The organism is Mesorhizobium sp. M0239 (assembly GCF_040321815.1).
Classification (GTDB): Bacteria; Pseudomonadota; Alphaproteobacteria; order Rhizobiales; family Rhizobiaceae; genus Mesorhizobium.
Genome location: NZ_JAMYSG010000033.1, coordinates 45,438 through 62,442 on the forward strand (window position 1 = coordinate 45,438; position 17,005 = coordinate 62,442).

At 63.2% G+C, this 17,005-nt stretch carries 16 protein-coding genes; 9 read left to right on the plus strand and 7 right to left on the minus strand.

Features of this window, described 5'->3' with window-relative positions:
- Positions 1-33 precede the first annotated feature (33 nt).
- The 7 genes from NKI99_RS27920 to NKI99_RS27950 all read right to left on the minus strand — a co-directional run bounded on the left by NKI99_RS27920 (position 34) and on the right by NKI99_RS27950 (position 6,817).
- Positions 34-654 carry a pyridoxamine 5'-phosphate oxidase family protein gene (locus tag NKI99_RS27920; RefSeq protein WP_352612845.1) on the minus strand — a complete coding sequence of 207 codons (621 nt, stop codon included), beginning with the start codon at positions 652-654 and terminating at the stop codon, positions 34-36.
- Between the two features lie 51 nt (positions 655-705).
- The gene (locus NKI99_RS27925; RefSeq protein WP_352612846.1) at positions 706-1,380 is read right to left on the minus strand and encodes a septation protein A; all 675 of its coding nucleotides are present in this window, start codon (positions 1,378-1,380) and stop codon (positions 706-708) included.
- Positions 1,381-1,441: 61 nt separating this feature from the next.
- Positions 1,442-3,253: a signal recognition particle-docking protein FtsY gene (gene ftsY / locus NKI99_RS27930; protein ID WP_023811293.1), complete on the minus strand. Its 1,812-nt coding sequence runs from the start codon at positions 3,251-3,253 to the stop codon at positions 1,442-1,444.
- A gap of 12 nt (positions 3,254-3,265) precedes the next feature.
- Positions 3,266-4,579: a tRNA (N(6)-L-threonylcarbamoyladenosine(37)-C(2))-methylthiotransferase MtaB gene (gene mtaB, locus NKI99_RS27935; protein WP_352555106.1), complete on the minus strand. Its 1,314-nt coding sequence runs from the start codon at positions 4,577-4,579 to the stop codon at positions 3,266-3,268.
- Positions 4,579-5,463: a diaminopimelate epimerase gene (gene dapF, locus NKI99_RS27940; protein WP_023811291.1), complete on the minus strand. Its 885-nt coding sequence runs from the start codon at positions 5,461-5,463 to the stop codon at positions 4,579-4,581. Before dapF ends, mtaB begins: the two co-directional genes overlap by 1 nt.
- Before the next feature lie 94 nt (positions 5,464-5,557).
- Positions 5,558-5,719, minus strand: a complete 162-nt coding sequence (locus NKI99_RS27945; protein WP_023811290.1) for a DUF1328 family protein — start codon at positions 5,717-5,719, stop codon at positions 5,558-5,560.
- Between the two features lie 78 nt (positions 5,720-5,797).
- Positions 5,798-6,817 carry an MBL fold metallo-hydrolase gene (locus NKI99_RS27950; protein WP_352612848.1) on the minus strand — a complete coding sequence of 340 codons (1,020 nt, stop codon included), beginning with the start codon at positions 6,815-6,817 and terminating at the stop codon, positions 5,798-5,800.
- 262 nt (positions 6,818-7,079) lie between these two features.
- Here NKI99_RS27950 and NKI99_RS27955 point away from each other — a divergent pair, with 262 nt between their 5' ends.
- From NKI99_RS27955 to NKI99_RS27995, 9 genes are all read left to right on the plus strand, one after another.
- On the plus strand, positions 7,080-7,619 hold the full coding sequence (locus tag NKI99_RS27955) for a protease inhibitor Inh/omp19 family protein (RefSeq protein ID WP_023811288.1): 540 nt from the start codon (positions 7,080-7,082) through the stop codon (positions 7,617-7,619).
- A gap of 53 nt (positions 7,620-7,672) precedes the next feature.
- On the plus strand, positions 7,673-8,875 hold the full coding sequence (zapE, locus tag NKI99_RS27960; protein WP_023811287.1) for a cell division protein ZapE: 1,203 nt from the start codon (positions 7,673-7,675) through the stop codon (positions 8,873-8,875).
- 748 nt (positions 8,876-9,623) lie between these two features.
- Complete coding sequence (gene mdh, locus NKI99_RS27965; protein WP_013528846.1) at positions 9,624-10,592, plus strand: malate dehydrogenase; 969 nt, start codon at positions 9,624-9,626, stop codon at positions 10,590-10,592.
- 43 nt (positions 10,593-10,635) lie between these two features.
- A complete protein-coding gene (sucC, locus tag NKI99_RS27970; RefSeq protein WP_023811286.1) occupies positions 10,636-11,829 on the plus strand; it encodes an ADP-forming succinate--CoA ligase subunit beta in 1,194 nt (397 codons plus the stop codon).
- 4 nt (positions 11,830-11,833) lie between these two features.
- Complete coding sequence (locus NKI99_RS27975) at positions 11,834-12,205, plus strand: cupin domain-containing protein (protein WP_023811285.1); 372 nt, start codon at positions 11,834-11,836, stop codon at positions 12,203-12,205.
- A gap of 64 nt (positions 12,206-12,269) precedes the next feature.
- A complete protein-coding gene (locus NKI99_RS27980; RefSeq protein WP_023811284.1) occupies positions 12,270-12,500 on the plus strand; it encodes a hypothetical protein in 231 nt (76 codons plus the stop codon).
- Positions 12,490-12,909, plus strand: a complete 420-nt coding sequence (locus NKI99_RS27985) for a PIN domain-containing protein (protein ID WP_127296323.1) — start codon at positions 12,490-12,492, stop codon at positions 12,907-12,909. The genes NKI99_RS27980 and NKI99_RS27985 overlap by 11 nt, the downstream gene beginning before the upstream one ends.
- Before the next feature lie 14 nt (positions 12,910-12,923).
- Entirely contained in the window at positions 12,924-13,826 is a 903-nt protein-coding gene (sucD, locus tag NKI99_RS27990) for a succinate--CoA ligase subunit alpha (RefSeq protein WP_352612849.1), read from the plus strand.
- Between the two features lie 149 nt (positions 13,827-13,975).
- Positions 13,976-16,963, plus strand: a complete 2,988-nt coding sequence (locus NKI99_RS27995; protein WP_128304263.1) for a 2-oxoglutarate dehydrogenase E1 component — start codon at positions 13,976-13,978, stop codon at positions 16,961-16,963.
- Positions 16,964-17,005: the final 42 nt, after the last annotated feature.

A 17,005-nucleotide genomic window follows, 5' to 3' on the forward strand; every position in this document is an offset into this window, starting at 1 on the left:
GAATCGGTCCAGACGCGAATCGCGTCCGGAAACCTACCACATCGTCTTCTTGTATTCCTCGTCGAGCCAGCGGTCGGTCGCCTCGGCGGAATCGGCAACCGCCAGCTGATCGCGCATGATCTGGCCGAGCGTCGGCAGCGTCGCACGGTCGTACCAGGTTTCCGGCTTCCACAGGTCCGAGCGCATGAAGGCTTTTGCGCAGTGCATGTAGGCGGCCTTGACGCTGACCACGACGACGCTTTGCGGCTCCCTGCCGTCGACGGCGAGGCGTTCGCGCAAATTTGCGTCGACGGTGATGTGGGCATCGCCGTTGACGCGCAGCGTCTCGTTCATGCCGGGAATGAGGAAGAGCAGCCCGACAGAGGGATTGAGGAGAATGTTTTCCAACGTGTCGAGCCGGTTGTTGCCGGGCCGATCGGGAATGGCGATGGTGGTGTCGTCGAGAACGGTGGCAAAGCCCGGCTTGTCGCCCTTCGGCGTCACGTCGGCATTGCCGGCACCGTCGGACGAGCCGATCAGCACGAACGGGCTCTTGCCGATGAAGGAGCGGCAATGGCCGTCAAGTTTTTTCAGCTCCTTGCGGATAGAACCGTCGGTCGGCCGTGGCGTCTTGTAGATCGTCCTCAACTGGTCGCGCGTGGTGATGAATTCCATGTCCCTCTCCCCAGAACGGTTCATTGTTTCACGAACGCAGAACCGCTTTTTCTACTTTCCGGTTCTCTCTTCTTTGCCGGCCTTGTCCTCGAGTGAATGACGCAGGATCAGCGGCATCTGGCTGAAGGTGAACAGAAGCGTGATCGGCATGATGCCCCAGACCTTGAAAGTAACCCAGGCGTCGGTGGAAAAATTGCGCCACACCACCTCATTGACGATGGCCAGGAACAGGAAGAACAGGCCCCAGCGGAAGGTCAGTTTCCGCCAGCCTTCGGCGTCGAGGCTGAAGGCCGAATCGAAGACATAGCCAAGCAGCGACTTGCGGAAGTAGAGCCCGCCGAGCAGCACGCCGCCGAACAGCGTGTTGACGATGGTCGGCTTCATCTTGATGAAGATGTCGTCCTGCAGATAGAGCGTCAGCGCGCCGAAGATGAAGACGACGACGCCCGACACCATCGGCATGATCGGCAAGGTGCGGGTGAGCAGCCACGAGGCGATCAGGGCGATTGCCGTGGCGGCCATGAACAGCCCGGTGGCGACGAAAATCGGCCCGCCGAACTCGGCCAGAACAGGGAATTTCTGCACCAGCCATCCGCCGCGCGCATTGGCGAAGAAGAACACCATCAACGGACCCAGCTCCAGCACCAGCTTGAGCAGCGGATTGACGCCTTCCTTCTTCTGCTTCTGCGGGTCCGACGGATCGCGTTCGAGAATGGGTGGGTTCATGGAATCTCTTTCTTGCGCATGATCTGATCCAAAAAGTCTGCAACTTTTTGGGACATGCTTGTTAAGCTACTCCAGCGATCGCCCTGGCGAATTCGCTTGCCGAGAAAGGTTCGAGGTCGTCGACCTGTTCGCCGACGCCGATGAAATAGACCGGCAATTTGTGCTTTGCCGCGATCGCCACCAGAATACCGCCGCGCGCCGTGCCGTCCAGCTTGGTCATCACCAGGCCGTTGACGCCGGCGATATTGCGGAAGATCTCGACTTGGTTGAGCGCGTTCTGGCCGGTGGTGGCGTCGACCGTCTGCAGCACGGTGTGCGGTGCTTCCGGGTCGAGTTTGCCAAGCACGCGGACGATCTTTTCGAGCTCCGCCATCAGTTCAGTCTTGTTCTGCAGGCGGCCGGCGGTGTCGATGATCAGCACGTCGGAACCGGCCTCCTTGGCCTTCTCGAAGGCGTCATAGGCCAGTCCCGCGGCATCGGCGCCGATCTTTGAGGCGATCACAGGCGATTTCGTCCGCTCGCCCCAGATCTTCAGTTGCTCGATCGCGGCGGCGCGAAAGGTGTCGCCGGCGGCGAGCATCACCGACAGGCCACCATCGGTGAGCTTGGCGGCCAGCTTGCCGATAGTTGTGGTCTTGCCGGTGCCGTTGACACCGACCACCAGGATGACATGCGGCTTGTGTGAAAGGTCGAGCTCCAGCGGCATGGCGACATGGGCCAGCACTTTTTCCACCTCGGCCGCCATGATGGCGCGGACCTCGGTGTCGGAGACGTCCTTGCCGTAGCGGCTGGCGGCCAGCGCGTCGGTAACGCGCAAGGCCGTCTCCATGCCGAGATCGGCACGGATCAGCACATCCTCAAGGTCCTGCAAAGTCTCTTCGTCCAGCTTGCGCTTGGTGAAGACGCCGGCAATGTTGCCGGTGAGCTCCTTGGAGGAGCGGGCAAGCCCGTCCTTCATGCGCTGGAACCATGAGCGCCTCGGTGCCGGCTCCGGCGCCTTCTGTGGCTCGGCCTTCTGCTCGACCTTCTTGGTGACGGTCACCTTGCCGGGTGCGGCTTTTGGCTCCGGCGCGGGTTGTGGAAGAGACTGCGGCTCGGGCGCAATTTCCGCAATGACCGGCTGCGATTCGATCGGCGCCGGCTGGCGAATGGGAGGTGCGATTTCGGCAGGCGGGGCTTCGGGCGTCGGTGCTGAAACTTCTTCCTTCTCCCCGTCTTCAGACGGAGAGAAGGTGCCAGCAGGCGGATGAGGGGCGGCGCTGACCTCTGATAATGGCTGAGCAGGGGCCGGCCCCGGTGTCGGCACCTCGATCGGGGCTGGTGTCTCGGCCGGAACCTCGGCAGGCGTCGGCACTTCGACCGGTTCCGGTTCCGGCTGCTGTTCCGGGCGTGACGGGACGATCTCCGGCTCGGCCGGCGCGGGTGGCGGGACCTCCTGCGGCTGCGGTTCGGGAGCAGGCTCCGGAACGGCGGGAGGTGTTGGTATCTCCTCGGGCGCCGGCGGCTCGGCAGGCGTCTCGGGCGCGGGTTCTTCTTCCGGCTCGGGCTCCGGCAGGGGTTCCGGCTCGGAGGGAATAGTCGGCTCCGGTGCTGGCGGAATGGCCGGTGCCGGCTCGGGCACCGGCTTCTCGACAGGCGCCGATTCCGGCGCGGGGATCACTTCCGGCTCGACCGTCGTCGGCGTCGGCGCAGTTTCCGCCTCGCGCTCCAGCTCGTCACGCTTCAAGAACTCCGGAACGACCTGCTCGGCCGCCGGCTTCAGCGCCTCGAGCGCTTCCCATTTGATCGGCGGCAGCGGGGCGGTCTCGTCGACCCGCTCCTCGACCACCTCTTTCTTGCCGAACGAAAATATCTTCTTGAAAAAACCAGCCATGCTTTGCGTTTCTCAGGCCGCGCGGGCGGCGAGGGGCGCCGCGATCAGCCTGCTACCATCGTGGCCTGATATATCGGCCTCGACGATCTCACCCGGTGCGCCCGTGCCGAGTGCGGCAAGCGTAAAACCCTCGGTGCGGCCAAGGCCGTCGCGCTCGATCAGGATCGACTGACGCGTACCGGTGAGCGACGACAGATGCCTGATATACGCAACTTCACCGGCGGCGCGCAGCCGGGCGGCGCGCTGCTTGACCAATTCGCGGCGGAGCTGGGGCATGCGCGCGGCAGGCGTGCCTTCGCGTGGGCTGAACGGGAAGACGTGGAGATGGGTCAGGCCACACTCCTCGACGATTTTTTCCGAGTTCTCGAACATTTCGTCGGTCTCGGTCGGGAAGCCGGCGATGATGTCGGCGCCGAAGACGATACCGGGGCGCAGCTTGCGCACATCCTCGCAGAAGCGGATCGACTGGTCGCGCAGATGCCGGCGCTTCATCCGCTTCAGGATCATGTCGTCGCCCGACTGCAGCGACAGATGCAGATGCGGCATCAGCCGCGGCTCGGTGGCGATGGCGTCGAGCAGATCGTCGTCGGCCTCGATCGAATCGATGGAGGACAGCCGCAGGCGCTTCACGTCCGGCACCTGTTTCAGGATTGTTTTCACCAGCCTGCCGAGCTTCGGCGCGCCCGGCAGATCGGCGCCGAATGATGTCATGTCGACGCCGGTCAGAACGATCTCGGCATAGCCGTTGCCGGCGAGCCGCTTGACCTGCTCGACCACGGCGCCCATCGGCACCGAGCGCGAATTGCCGCGGCCGTAGGGAATGATGCAGAAGGTGCAGCGGTGGTCGCAGCCATTCTGCACCTGGACGAAGGCGCGTGCCCGGCCCTCGATGGCGTCGACCATGTGGCCTGCGGTCTCACGCACCGAAAAGATATCGTTGACGCGTGCCTTTTCGGTGTCGTTGACGCCGAAATCCGGCAGTGCGCGATAGGAGTTGGCCTTCAGCTTCTCTTCATTGCCGAGCACGAGATCGACCTCGTCCATGGCGGCGAATTTTTCAGGCTCGGTCTGCGCGGCGCAGCCGGTGACGATGATGCGCGCCTGCGGGTTGTCGCGGCGCGCCTTGCGGATCGCCTGCTTGGCCTGGCGCACTGCTTCGCCTGTCACGGCGCAGGTGTTGAAGATCATGGCGCCACCTTCCAGCGCGCCCAGACCGGCACTTTCAGCCTCGCGCCGCATCACCTGCGATTCATAGGTGTTGAGCCGACAGCCGAAGGTGACGACATCGATGCCCTGGGACATCGGGCTCTTGGGCAGAGCGGACATCAGGCCGCGCTTTCGGTGTCGCGGGCCCATGTCCCGTTCGACGGGTCGAAGCTGCCGGAAAATTCCCATTCGGCGGCGCCCGTCAGGACCACGTGGTCATCGTCGCGCCATTCGACATGCAGCATGCCGCCGCCGGGGGTCAACAGACTGACGCTGCGGCCGGTCCGGTTGGTGCGGGCAGCGGCCACGACGGCGGCGCAGGCGGCCGAGCCGCAGGCCTTGGTCAGTCCGGCGCCGCGCTCCCAGGTGCGGATGATCATCGTTTCGGGCGAAGTAACCTGAGCGATGGTGATGTTGGCGCGCTCGGGGAACATCGGGTGGTTCTCGAGCAACGGGCCGAAGCGGTCGAGCTCATAGGACCAGACGTCATTGTCGACCCAGAAGATGGCGTGCGGATTGCCCATCGAGACGACCGAGGGTGAATGCAGCACCGGCGCGTCGATCGGGCCGATCTGCAGCTCGATCATCCGGGTGTCGCGGAACTCCTCGGCCAGCGGGATATCCTGCCAGCCGAAGCGCGGCGTGCCCATGTCGACCGAGATCGAACCGTCGGCATGTTCGCGCGCATTGAGGATGCCTGCCACGGTTTCGAAGGTGAAGATCTTCTGGCCGGTCTCGGCGGCGAGCGCCTGGACGACGCAGCGCATGCCATTGCCGCAGGCCTGGGCGCTGGTTCCATCGGAATTCAAGATGTCGATGAAAAAGGCGGTGCCCGGCGTCCTGGCGTCATGGATCGCCATGATCTGGTCGAAGCTGGTCGCGGCATCGGCATTCAGCGCAATCGCCGCCGCCGCCGTCACCCGATCGGCACGGCCACGCATATCGGCAACGATGATCTCGTTGCCGATGCCGTTCATCTTGGCGAAAGGGGCGGTGCTGGCCATTGCTCCGAAAAATTCCGTATCCGTTTGGCGCTATATGGCGGAAACGGGCAGGAATTACCAGTGCGCAGCCGCTTGGTCACGGCGAAAGCCGGACTTACGTGACGGCGAAAATGCCCAGCACCATCAGCAGGAAAATGATCAGAACGATGCCGATAAGGATGCGCGCACCGGTGGCGGCGGCACCTGCCAGCGCCGGCATGCCGAGCAGACTCGCCGCCGCGGCGACGATCAGGAGAACGACGATCCATTTGAGCATGGCAATGCCTCGCAAACCGGCAGATTTTTCAACCACATGAAAACGCGGTTGCCGCGTTGGGGTTCCGTCGAAACCGGATCAGGGCGCTATGTGCTCCGGCACATCCCAGACCTCGCCCGGCCGCAAGGCGCGAAAACGCTCGCGTGGGATGCCTTGATCGTCGAGCGCCTCGGTCAATTTACGCGCCGGCTCGTCGATCGGTTCGTCGGTGAGCTGGAATGTGCCCCAGTGACAGCCGGCGGCATGGGCGGCATTGCATAGCGTCATGCCTTGCACCGCTTCCCAGGGATTCTGGTGCTGCGACGCCATGAACCAGCGCGGCTCATAGGCGCCGATCGGCAGGATGGCGAAGCGGAAGCCGCCATGTTTCTCGGCCATCAGCCGGTAGTTGACGCCATTGTGAAAGCCGGTATCGCCGGCGAAATAGAGCTTGCTGTCAGGCGTTTCGACGACGAAGCCGGCCCACAGCGCCATGCGCCGGTCGCGGGCGCCACGCGCCGACCAGTGATGCACCGGCTCGACATGGACGGCGGCGCCATTGCCGATCTCGACCCTGTCGCCCCAGTCATGCGCCGACAGTCGCATGCCGGGCACGGCGGCTTCGATGATGGCGTCGTTGCCGAGCGGGGTGAGCACCAGCGGGTCGTGGCCGGCCTTCAGCCGCTTCAACGTGGCGAGGTCGAGATGGTCGTAGTGGTTGTGGCTGACCAGCACGAAGTCGATCGGCGGCAGGTCGTTAAAGGCGATGCCTGGCGCATTGATGCGTTTTGGTCCGGCGAAGGAAAGCGGCGACGCGCGCAGCGACCACACCGGATCGGTGAGGATGTTCAGACCGGCCGTCTGGACCAGCAAGGTGGAATGACCAACCATGGTCACTTCCAGCGCAGCGCCCTCGACCCGAGCCGTCGGTTTCGCCTGCGGGAATGGGCTTGCATCGCTTGCCGGCCATTTCGAGCGCTGGCCATTCAACTGCCATTTCAGCAGGTCGGCGAAACCGCCGGGTGGCTGGCCGTCGGGATTGAAGAACAATGCGCCGTCGAAATGGTCGCTGGGCGGGCCGCTGTAATAGCGATTGGCGGCAGTCTTTCTCGCGGCCAATTTGCGGCTCCAGCAGGGTTTCGTTTTCCAGACATAGGCGCTAAGGCGGTTCGCGCAAGCGTCCACCGACGAAGTGTTGACCGGAACTCCCAAGCGACGCGCGACAAGCGGTCAGCCGTCGCGATTGCGATAAATTTGCAACACTTCTGGCTGCAAACTGTATTTTAACCATATCGGGTTGAAATTTCGCCACCTTCTCCATCTTGGTGGGGGTGAGATTGTGCGGACGGCTTCCCCCCAGCCGGATCCGACGGAGGTTGGAATGACTTTTTCGAAAACCGGTCTGGTGGCCGTATCGCTGGCGGCGCTCGTTGCGAGCGGCTGTTCGACCTCACGTTTTTCCTCGATGGATGACCAGCAGCCGGCACCGCTGGAGGCCGCGCCCGCCGGCAAGGTGACGGCGAACCAACTGCCGCCGCCGGCATCGCCCGGCACCACCGACCCTTCGCAATTCCCGACCGCTCCGGCGAACACGCAGGTCGCCGCGCTGCCTTCGGATGGTTCGGCGCCGGCCGGCGCTTCGGACGTGACCGCCGCCAGCGTCGCCGGTGTCTGGAACGCCAGCGTTGCGGGCCAGAGCTGCAAGGTGGCGACACCGCAGACCAAATTCGGCGCCGGCTTCCGCGCCGGTCCGCTGCATTGCCCGGCGCCGATGGACGGCATCAAGTCGTGGAACGTCGCCGGCAAGCAGCTGACGCTCTATGACGAGAGCGGCGGTGCGCTGGCGCGGCTCTATTCCTCGGGCGGCTCGAAATTCGACGGCCAGACTTCCAACGGCCAGCCGATTTCGCTTACGAGATAGTTTTTGTTTTACGCAATTCCGGTTCCCGGAATCGCTCCAGAACGACGTGACCGATGCATCTGCGTGACGGCCTCCAGACCCATGCGACCGTTAGGCAGCGCTACGACCATCTGGTGGAAACCGGTACGATCGACCGCGATCCGGCGCAGGAACGGATCGTTGCGGCGCTCGACCGGCTGACCGATGAGATCTCGGCCAAGCGGCTGGCGCATAAGTCGAGCGCGCTGGGCTGGCTGTTCGCCCGCAAGCGCGAGACGCATGAGGCCGTCAAAGGCCTCTACATCCATGGCGGCGTCGGCCGCGGCAAGACCATGCTGATGGACATGTTCTTCGACTTGCTGCCGGTGCGGCGCAAGCGCCGCGTCCACTTCAACGACTTCATGGCCGACGTGCAGGACCGTATCCAGAAGCACCGGCAGGCGCGCAAGAATGGCGACGTCAGGGAAGACGATCCGATCCCGCCGGTGGCCAAGGCCCTTGCCGAGCAAGCCTGGGTGCTGTGCTTCGACGAGTTCTCGGTCACCGACATTGCCGACGCGATGATCCTGTCCAGGTTGTTTTCGGCGCTGTTTGCCAGCGGCGTGGTGCTGGTCGCCACCTCGAATGTGGCGCCGGAAAACCTCTACAGCGACGGGCTGAACCGCCAGCTTTTCCTGCCCTTCATCGGCATATTGGAGCGGCACACACAGGTGCTGGCGCTCGATGCCGACAAGGACTACCGGCTGGAAAAGCTCGCCCGGACACCGGTCTATGTGACGCCGGCCGACGCGGCGGCGGACCAGCTACTCGACGAGGCCTGGCAAGCCATGACGCGGGGCGCGCCGACCGCCGAGACGTCGCTGGCCCTCAAAGGGCGGCAGGTGATCGTGCCGCGTGCGGCGGGCGATGCGGCGCGGTTCTCCTTCGCCGATCTCTGCGAGAAGCCGCTTGGCGCGCGTGATTTCCTGGCGATCGCCGGGCGCTTCTCAACCATTTTCATCGACCACGTCCCGGTGCTCGGCGAAGGCAAGCGCAACGAGGCCAAGCGCTTCATCCTGCTGATCGACACGCTCTACGACCATCGTATGCGGCTGGTGGCGAGCGCCGAAGCGCCGCCGCAAGCACTTTATGCAGCCAAGCGCGGCGTCGAAGCCTTCGAGTTCGAGCGCACGGCATCGCGGCTGATCGAGATGCAAAGCCGCGACTGGCTGGAGGATTGGGCGGAGCGGCAGAAAGGAAAGCCGGCGGTGTCGGAAGCGTCGCAGGCGCAGGCCTAAAGAAAGCAATTGGCAGCTTAGGCGCCCCGCTCATTCCTGCTTCGTTGAAGATTGGCGAAATCGCGTGGCAATCGATCTCCCCCCTTGAGGGGGGAGATGGCCGGCAGGCCAGAGGGGGTTGGTTCGACCGGGCGCGGCACAGATGGCGCCAGCGCTTCACGCGCGGCGACCCCCTCTGTCGCCTTCGGTGACATCTCCCCCCTTGCGGGCAGGGCTATCGCACATGGATTCTTGCGAAGAAGAACCCCCACCCTAACCCTCCCCACAAGGGGGAGGGAACGCTGCCGCGTGCCTTTAATTCTTCTTGGCGCCGAAAAGACAGGCGATGCTCCTGGGCCAGCGCCAACGGAAGTCTCCCTCTCCCTTGTGGGGAGGGGTTAGGCGTGGGGTCCGTGCCGGGCAGACATCTCAGGAATTCCATATGCGATAGCCCTGCCCTCAAGGGGGAGATTTGGCGACCGCCATCACAAGGGCGTCATCGCCTGCATCCAGCCTTACGATTTCCATCTCCGTCGGCTATTTCTTCCCAAGTCGGCTTACAAACTTTGACGTTTACGTAAATCCCAAATGATCTAACCGATTGAAAATACTGACACCAAAATAATCGTTTGAATTTTTTGCGTGCCGGGGCTATTGGGTGCGGCGAAAATTCGCGGTTCCCCGCAGCATTCCGGCCTCTTCTTCGACGCCGCCATCAAATCACCAGAGATTTGAGACGTCGTCACCGACAAAGGGAAAACATCCTCACATGGCACGCAACAAGATAGCGCTTATCGGCTCTGGCATGATCGGCGGCACGCTCGCTCACATGATCGGCCTCAAGGACCTCGGCGACGTGGTGCTGTTCGATATTGCCGAAGGTATCCCGCAGGGCAAGGGGCTCGATATCGCGCAGTCGTCGCCTGTCGATGGCTTCGACTCCAGGCTCACCGGCATCAACGACTATGCCGGCATCGAAGGGGCCGACGTCTGCATCGTCACCGCCGGCGTGCCGCGCAAGCCCGGCATGAGCCGCGACGACCTTTTGGGCATCAACCTCAAGGTCATGGAACAGGTCGGCGCCGGGCTGAAGAAGTACGCGCCGAAGGCCTTCGTCATCTGCATCACAAACCCGCTCGACGCCATGGTCTGGGCGCTGCAGAAGTTCTCAGGCCTGCCCAACAGCCATGTCGTCGGCATGGCCGGCGTGCTTGACAGCGCGCGCTTCCGCTATTTCCTGGCAGAGGAATTCAAGGTCTCGGTCGAGGACGTCACCGCCTTCGTGCTCGGCGGCCACGGCGATTCCATGGTGCCGATGATCCGCTATTCGACGGTATCGGGCATTCCGCTGCCCGACCTCATCAAGATGGGCTGGACCTCGAAGGAGAAGCTCGACCAGATCGTGCAGCGCACCCGCGACGGCGGCGCCGAGATCGTCGGCCTGCTCAAGACCGGTTCGGCCTATTACGCGCCGGCCGCTTCGGCGATCTCGATGGCCGAAGCCTATCTCAAGGACAAGAAGCGCGTGCTGCCCTGCGCGGCGTATCTCTCCGGCCAGTATGGCGTCAAGAACACCTATGTCGGCGTTCCCGTGGTGATCGGCGCCGGCGGCGTCGAGCGCATCATCGAGATCGAACTCAACAAGAGCGAGCAGAAGATGTTCGACTCCTCTGTGGCGACGGTGCAGGGCCTGACCGAGGCCTGCGTCAAGATCGCGCCGCAACTCGCCTCCAAATGAATCTCCAGTAAGTGAACCCCCAGTCGATCCGGAGACCACCCAGATGAACATCCATGAGTATCAGGGCAAGGCGCTGCTGAAGAGCTTTGGCGCGCCGGTGGCCGAAGGTGTGCCGGTGTTCAAGGCGAGCGAAGCGGAAGCCGCCGCCAAGGCGCTGCCGGGCCCGCTCTATGTGGTGAAGAGCCAGATCCATGCCGGCGGCCGCGGCAAGGGCAAATTCACCGAGCTCGGCCCGGACGCCAAGGGCGGCGTGCGGCTGGCGAAATCGGTGGCCGACGTCGTCGCCAACGCCAACGAGATGCTGGGCAACACGCTGGTGACCAAGCAGACCGGTCCGGCCGGCAAGCAGGTCAACCGCCTCTACATCGAGGACGGTGCCGACATCGAACGCGAGCTCTATCTGTCGATCCTGGTCGACCGTTCGGTCGGCCGCATCGCCTTCGTCGTCTCGACCGAAGGCGGCATGGACATCGAAGCGGTCGCCCATGACACGCCCGAAAAGATCATCACCGTCGCCATCGATCCGGAAAAAGGCGTCACAGCAGCCGACCTGAAGGCGCTCAACGGCGCGCTCAAGCTCGACGGCGATGCGGCCAAGGACGGCGATACGCTGTTCCCGATCCTCTACAAGGCCTTCGTCGAGAAGGACATGAGCCTGCTCGAGGTCAACCCGCTGATCGTCATGAAGAACGGCCGGCTGCGCGTGCTCGACGCGAAAGTGTCGTTCGACAACAACGCGCTGTTCCGCCACCCCGACGTGCTCGAACTGCGCGACACCACGGAAGAGGACGAGAAGGAAATCGAGGCGTCGAAATACGACCTCGCCTATGTCGCGCTCGACGGCAATATCGGCTGCATGGTCAATGGCGCCGGCCTTGCCATGGCGACGATGGACATCATCAAGCTCTATGGCGCCGAGCCGGCCAACTTCCTCGATGTCGGTGGCGGCGCATCCAAGGAAAAAGTCACGGCGGCGTTCAAGATCATCACCAGGGATCCGGCAGTCAAGGGTATCCTGATCAACATCTTCGGCGGCATCATGAAGTGCGACATCATTGCCGAGGGCGTCATTGCCGCGGTCAAGGAAGTCGGGCTGGAAGTGCCGCTGGTGGTGCGCCTGGAAGGCACCAATGCCGAGCTTGGCAAGAAGATCATCAACGACAGCGGCCTCAACGTGGTGTCGGCCGATGATCTCGACGACGCAGCCAAGAAGATCGTGGCGGCGGTGAAGGGCTGAGCGGATGCCTCCGCGCAAGATAAACCTCGTCGAGGCGGCGGATCGGACCATCACCAAGGTTTTCGATCCGCATATCGCCGGCGATGTCAACGACAGCCAGGCGAAGGTCGCCAAGTTCGGCGAGATGTTCGACTGGCATGCGCATGACAATGAGGACGAAGCCTTCCTCGTGCTGCGCGGGCGTATCGCCATCGATTTCCGTGACGGTCCCGTCGAGCTCGGCGAGGGCGATTTCATCGTCGTGCCGCGCGGCGTCGAACACCGGCCGCGCTCGCTGACTGCGGAACCCGTCGTGCTGATGTTCGAGCCGGCAACGACGCTCAACACCGGCAATGCCAAAAGCGACCTCACCGTCGCCGACCTGAAGCGGCTGTAACGAACTTGCGACTGCCACACAGTTACACATATACTGTGTGAAGTAGGCGCAGGAGAAAAGAGAAATGAAGAACATCACTCTGGCAGTCGAAGACGAGGTCTTGGAGCAGGTCAAGCTGACGGCCGCCGAACAGCGAACGACCGTCAACGCCATGGTGCGGGAGTTTTTCTCGGCAGTGGCCGCCAAGCGGTACGCCAAGGACGAGGCACGGCAGGCCCTTCTGCGGCTCGCCCGCGAGGCGGCAGGCGACATGGGTGGCAAGAAATGGAACCGGGAAGCTCTCTATGATCGCTGACTGCTTCCTCGACACGAACATTCTCGTCTATGCCGCCATCGGACACAAGGCCGAGCGCGCGAAGTATGAGCGCGCCGTGGAGTTGATCGCCAAGGAAGACTATTCGACCTCCGCACAGGTGCTGCAGGAGTTCTATGTCAACGTGACCAAGCGAGCTGAGGTCACACTGGCGCCGGCGAAGGCGGCCGAATGGGTCGCCGCGATCTCCATGAAGCCCTGCCAGGATCTGGATAGCGCCGTTGTAATGCGGGGCATCGCGAACGCGCAACGCTACCAGATTTCATATTGGGATGGCGCCATCATCGCCGCCGCCGAGCGCCTTGGCGTCAAGATACTCTACACCGAAGACCTCAACCACGGGCAGTCTTATGGCTCCGTGGTCGCCATGAACCCCTTCCGCAATCACTGATCAGGTCGCAAAAAATGTCCATTCTCGTCGACAAGAACACCAAGGTGCTGGTGCAGGGCCTGACCGGCAAGACCGGCACGTTCCACACCGAACAGGCGCTGGCTTATCACGGCACGAAAATGATCGGCGGCATCCACCCGAAGAAGGGTGGCGAGACGTGGACCGGCGCGAAGGGCGAGAGCCTGCCGATCTTCGCCACCGTCGCCGAGGGCAGGGAAAAGACCGGCGCCAACGCCTCCGTCGTCTATGTGCCGCCGGCGGGTGCCGCCGAGGCCATCCTGGAAGCGATTGAGGCCGAGATCCCGCTGATCATCTGCATCACCGAAGGTATCCCGGTGATGGACATGATCAAGGTCAAGGCGCGGCTCGACCGCTCGACGTCGCGGCTGATCGGGCCGAACTGCCCGGGCGTGCTGACGCCCAACGAATGCAAGATCGGCATCATGCCCGGAAACATCTTCCGCAAGGGCTCGGTCGGCGTTGTTTCGCGGTCGGGAACGCTTACCTATGAGGCAGTGTTCCAGACCACCAATGTCGGCCTCGGCCAGACCACCGCCGTTGGCATTGGCGGCGACCCCGTCAAGGGCACCGAATTCATCGACGTGCTCGAAATGTTCCTCGCCGATGACGAGACCAAGTCGATCATCATGATCGGCGAGATCGGCGGTTCCGCCGAGGAAGACGCCGCGCAGTTCCTCAAGGACGAAGCCAAGCGTGGCCGAAGCAAGCCGATGGCCGGTTTCATCGCCGGGCGCACGGCGCCGGCCGGCCGCACCATGGGCCATGCGGGCGCGGTCATCTCCGGCGGCAAGGGCGGCGCGGAAGACAAGATCGCGGCGATGGAATCGGCTGGGATAAAAGTATCGCCCTCGCCGGCGCGGCTAGGCACGACGCTGGTCGAGGCGATCAAGGGTTAAGGCAGTAAGGGAGTAGGGCAGTATGGCAGTAGGGGAATAGGAAGAACGGGACGAGCGGCGGCAACCGCCTGCTTTCCCTACTGCCTTACTCCCCTACTGCCCTACTCCCCTCCAAAAACAGGAGACGGAGCCAGGCTCCGCGGACAAAAATGGCAAGACAAGATCAGGCCAACGACCAATTTTCGCTCACCTCATTCCTCTATGGCGGCAACGCCGATTACATCGACGCGCTCTACGCCGCCTATGAGGACGATCCAGCTTCGGTCAATCCCGAATGGCAGGAGTTCTTCGCCGGGCTGAAGGACGATTCCGGCGATGTGCGCAGGAACGCCAAGGGCGCCTCATGGGCCAAGCCCTCCTGGCCGCTGCAGGCGAATGGCGAACTGGTGTCGGCGCTCGACGGCAATTGGGGCATCGTCGAGAAGACGATCGAAAAGAAGGTCAAGGACAAGGCGGTCACCAACGGCGTCGTCCTGTCCGATGCCGACGTGCACCAGGCGACGCGCGATTCGGTGCGCGCCATCATGATGATCCGCGCCTACCGCATGCGCGGCCATCTGCACGCCAATCTCGATCCGCTCGGCATCGCCAAGCCGCTCGAGGATTACAACGAGCTGTCGCCGGAGAACTATGGCTTCACCGAAGCCGACTATGACCGGCCGATCTTCCTCGACAATGTGCTCGGGCTTGAATTCGGCACCATCCGGCAGATGCTGGAAATCCTGACCCGAACCTATTGCTCGACGCTCGGCGTCGAGTTCATGCATATTTCGGACCCCGAGGAAAAGGCCTGGATCCAGGCCCGCATCGAGGGCGCCGACAAGGAGATCACCTTCACCGCCACCGGCAAGAAGGCGATCCTGCAGAAGCTGGTCGAGGCCGAAGGCTTCGAGCAGTTCATCGACGTCAAGTATAAGGGCACCAAGCGCTTCGGCCTCGATGGCAGTGAAGCGCTGATCCCGGCGCTGGAGCAGATCGTCAAGCGCGGCGGCCAGCTCGGCATGAAGGAGATCGTGCTCGGCATGGCGCATCGCGGCCGGCTGAACGTGCTCTCCCAGGTGATGGCCAAGCCGCACCGCGCCATCTTCCACGAGTTCAAGGGCGGCTCGGCCGCACCCGACGAGGTCGAGGGCTCGGGCGACGTCAAGTACCATCTCGGCGCCTCGTCGGACCGCGAGTTCGACGGCAACAAGGTGCATCTGTCCCTGACTGCCAATCCCTCGCATCTGGAAATCGTCGATCCGGTGGTGATGGGCAAGGCGCGCGCCAAGCAGGATTACCTGTTCGGCCGCAGCCGCGAGGAGATCGTGCCGCTGGAAGAGCGCGCCAAGGTGCTGCCGCTCTTGCTGCATGGCGATGCCGCCTTCGCCGGTCAGGGCGTGATCGCCGAGATCCTCGGCCTGTCCGGCCTGCGCGGCCACCGCGTCGCCGGCACGCTGCACTTCATCATCAACAACCAGATCGGTTTCACCACCAACCCGCGCTTCTCGCGCTCGTCGCCCTATCCATCAGACGTGGCCAAGATGATCGAGGCGCCGATCTTCCACGTCAATGGCGACGACCCGGAAGCCGTGGTGCACGCCACCAAGGTGGCGATCGAATTCCGCATGAAGTTCTTCAAGCCTGTTGTGGTCGATATGTTCTGCTATCGCCGCTTCGGCCACAATGAGGGCGACGAGCCGGCCTTCACCCAGCCGATCATGTATCGTAACATCCGCACCCACAAGACGACGGTCCAGATCTATGGCGACCGGCTGATCGCCGAGGGCCATATTAGCCAGGCCGAGCTCGACCAGCTCAAGGCCGACTGGCGGGCGCATCTGGAATCGGAATGGGAAGTCGGCCAGCACTACAAGCCCAACAAGGCCGATTGGCTGGACGGCGCCTGGTCGGGCCTGCGCACCGCCGACAACCAGGACGAACAGCGGCGCGGCAAGACCGCCGTGCCGGTGAAGACGCTGAAGGAAATCGGCAAGAAGCTGACCGAGGTGCCGAAGGATTTCGAGGCGCACAAGACGATCATCCGCTTCCTCGAAAACCGACGTCAGGCGATCGAGTCGGGCGAAGGCATCGACTGGTCGACGGCCGAGGCGCTGGCCTTCGGCGCCATCCTGCTCGACGGCAATCCAATCCGCCTGTCGGGGCAGGATTCCGAACGCGGCACCTTCTCGCAGCGCCATTCCGTGCTCTACGACCAGCGCGACGAGACCCGCTACATCCCGCTCAACAATCTGTCGGCGGCTCAAGCCGGCTACGAAGTCATCAACTCGATGCTGTCGGAAGAGGCGGTGCTGGGCTTCGAATATGGCTACAGCCTGGCCGAGCCGAAGGCGCTGACCTTGTGGGAAGCGCAGTTCGGCGACTTCGCCAACGGTGCCCAGGTGGTGTTCGACCAGTTCATCTCCAGCGGAGAGCGCAAGTGGCTCAGAATGTCGGGCCTCGTCTGCCTGTTGCCGCATGGCTATGAAGGCCAGGGTCCGGAACACTCTTCGGCCCGGCTCGAACGCTTCCTGCAGCTTTGCGCCGAAGACAACATGCAAGTGGCCAACTGCACGACGCCGGCCAACTACTTCCACATATTGCGCCGGCAGCTGAAGCGCGACTTCCGCAAGCCGCTGATCCTGATGACGCCGAAGTCGCTGCTGCGCCATAAGCGGGCAGTGTCGACGCTGCCGGAAATTTCGGGCGAAAGCTCGTTCCACCGGCTTTTGTGGGACGATGCGCAGCTGCTTTCCGGCCAGGCGATCAAGCTGGTCAAGGATTCAAAGATCCGCCGCGTCGTGCTGTGTTCGGGCAAGGTCTATTACGACCTCTATGAGGAGCGCGAGAAGCGCGGCATCAACGACATCTATCTGCTGCGCGTCGAGCAGCTTTATCCGTTCCCGGCCAAGGCGCTGATCACCGAACTGTCGCGGTTCCGAAATGCCGAGATGGTGTGGTGCCAGGAGGAGCCCAAGAACATGGGCGCCTGGTCGTTCATCGACCCGTATCTGGAATGGGTGCTGGCGCATATCGACGCCAAGCATCAGCGGGTGCGCTACACCGGCCGTCCGGCCGCCGCCTCGCCGGCGACCGGACTGATGTCGAAGCATCTCGCCCAGCTCGCCGCCTTGCTCGAAGACGCGCTTGGTGAATAGAGAATATCTGGGCGAACAACAGAACCGAAAGAAAACGGACAG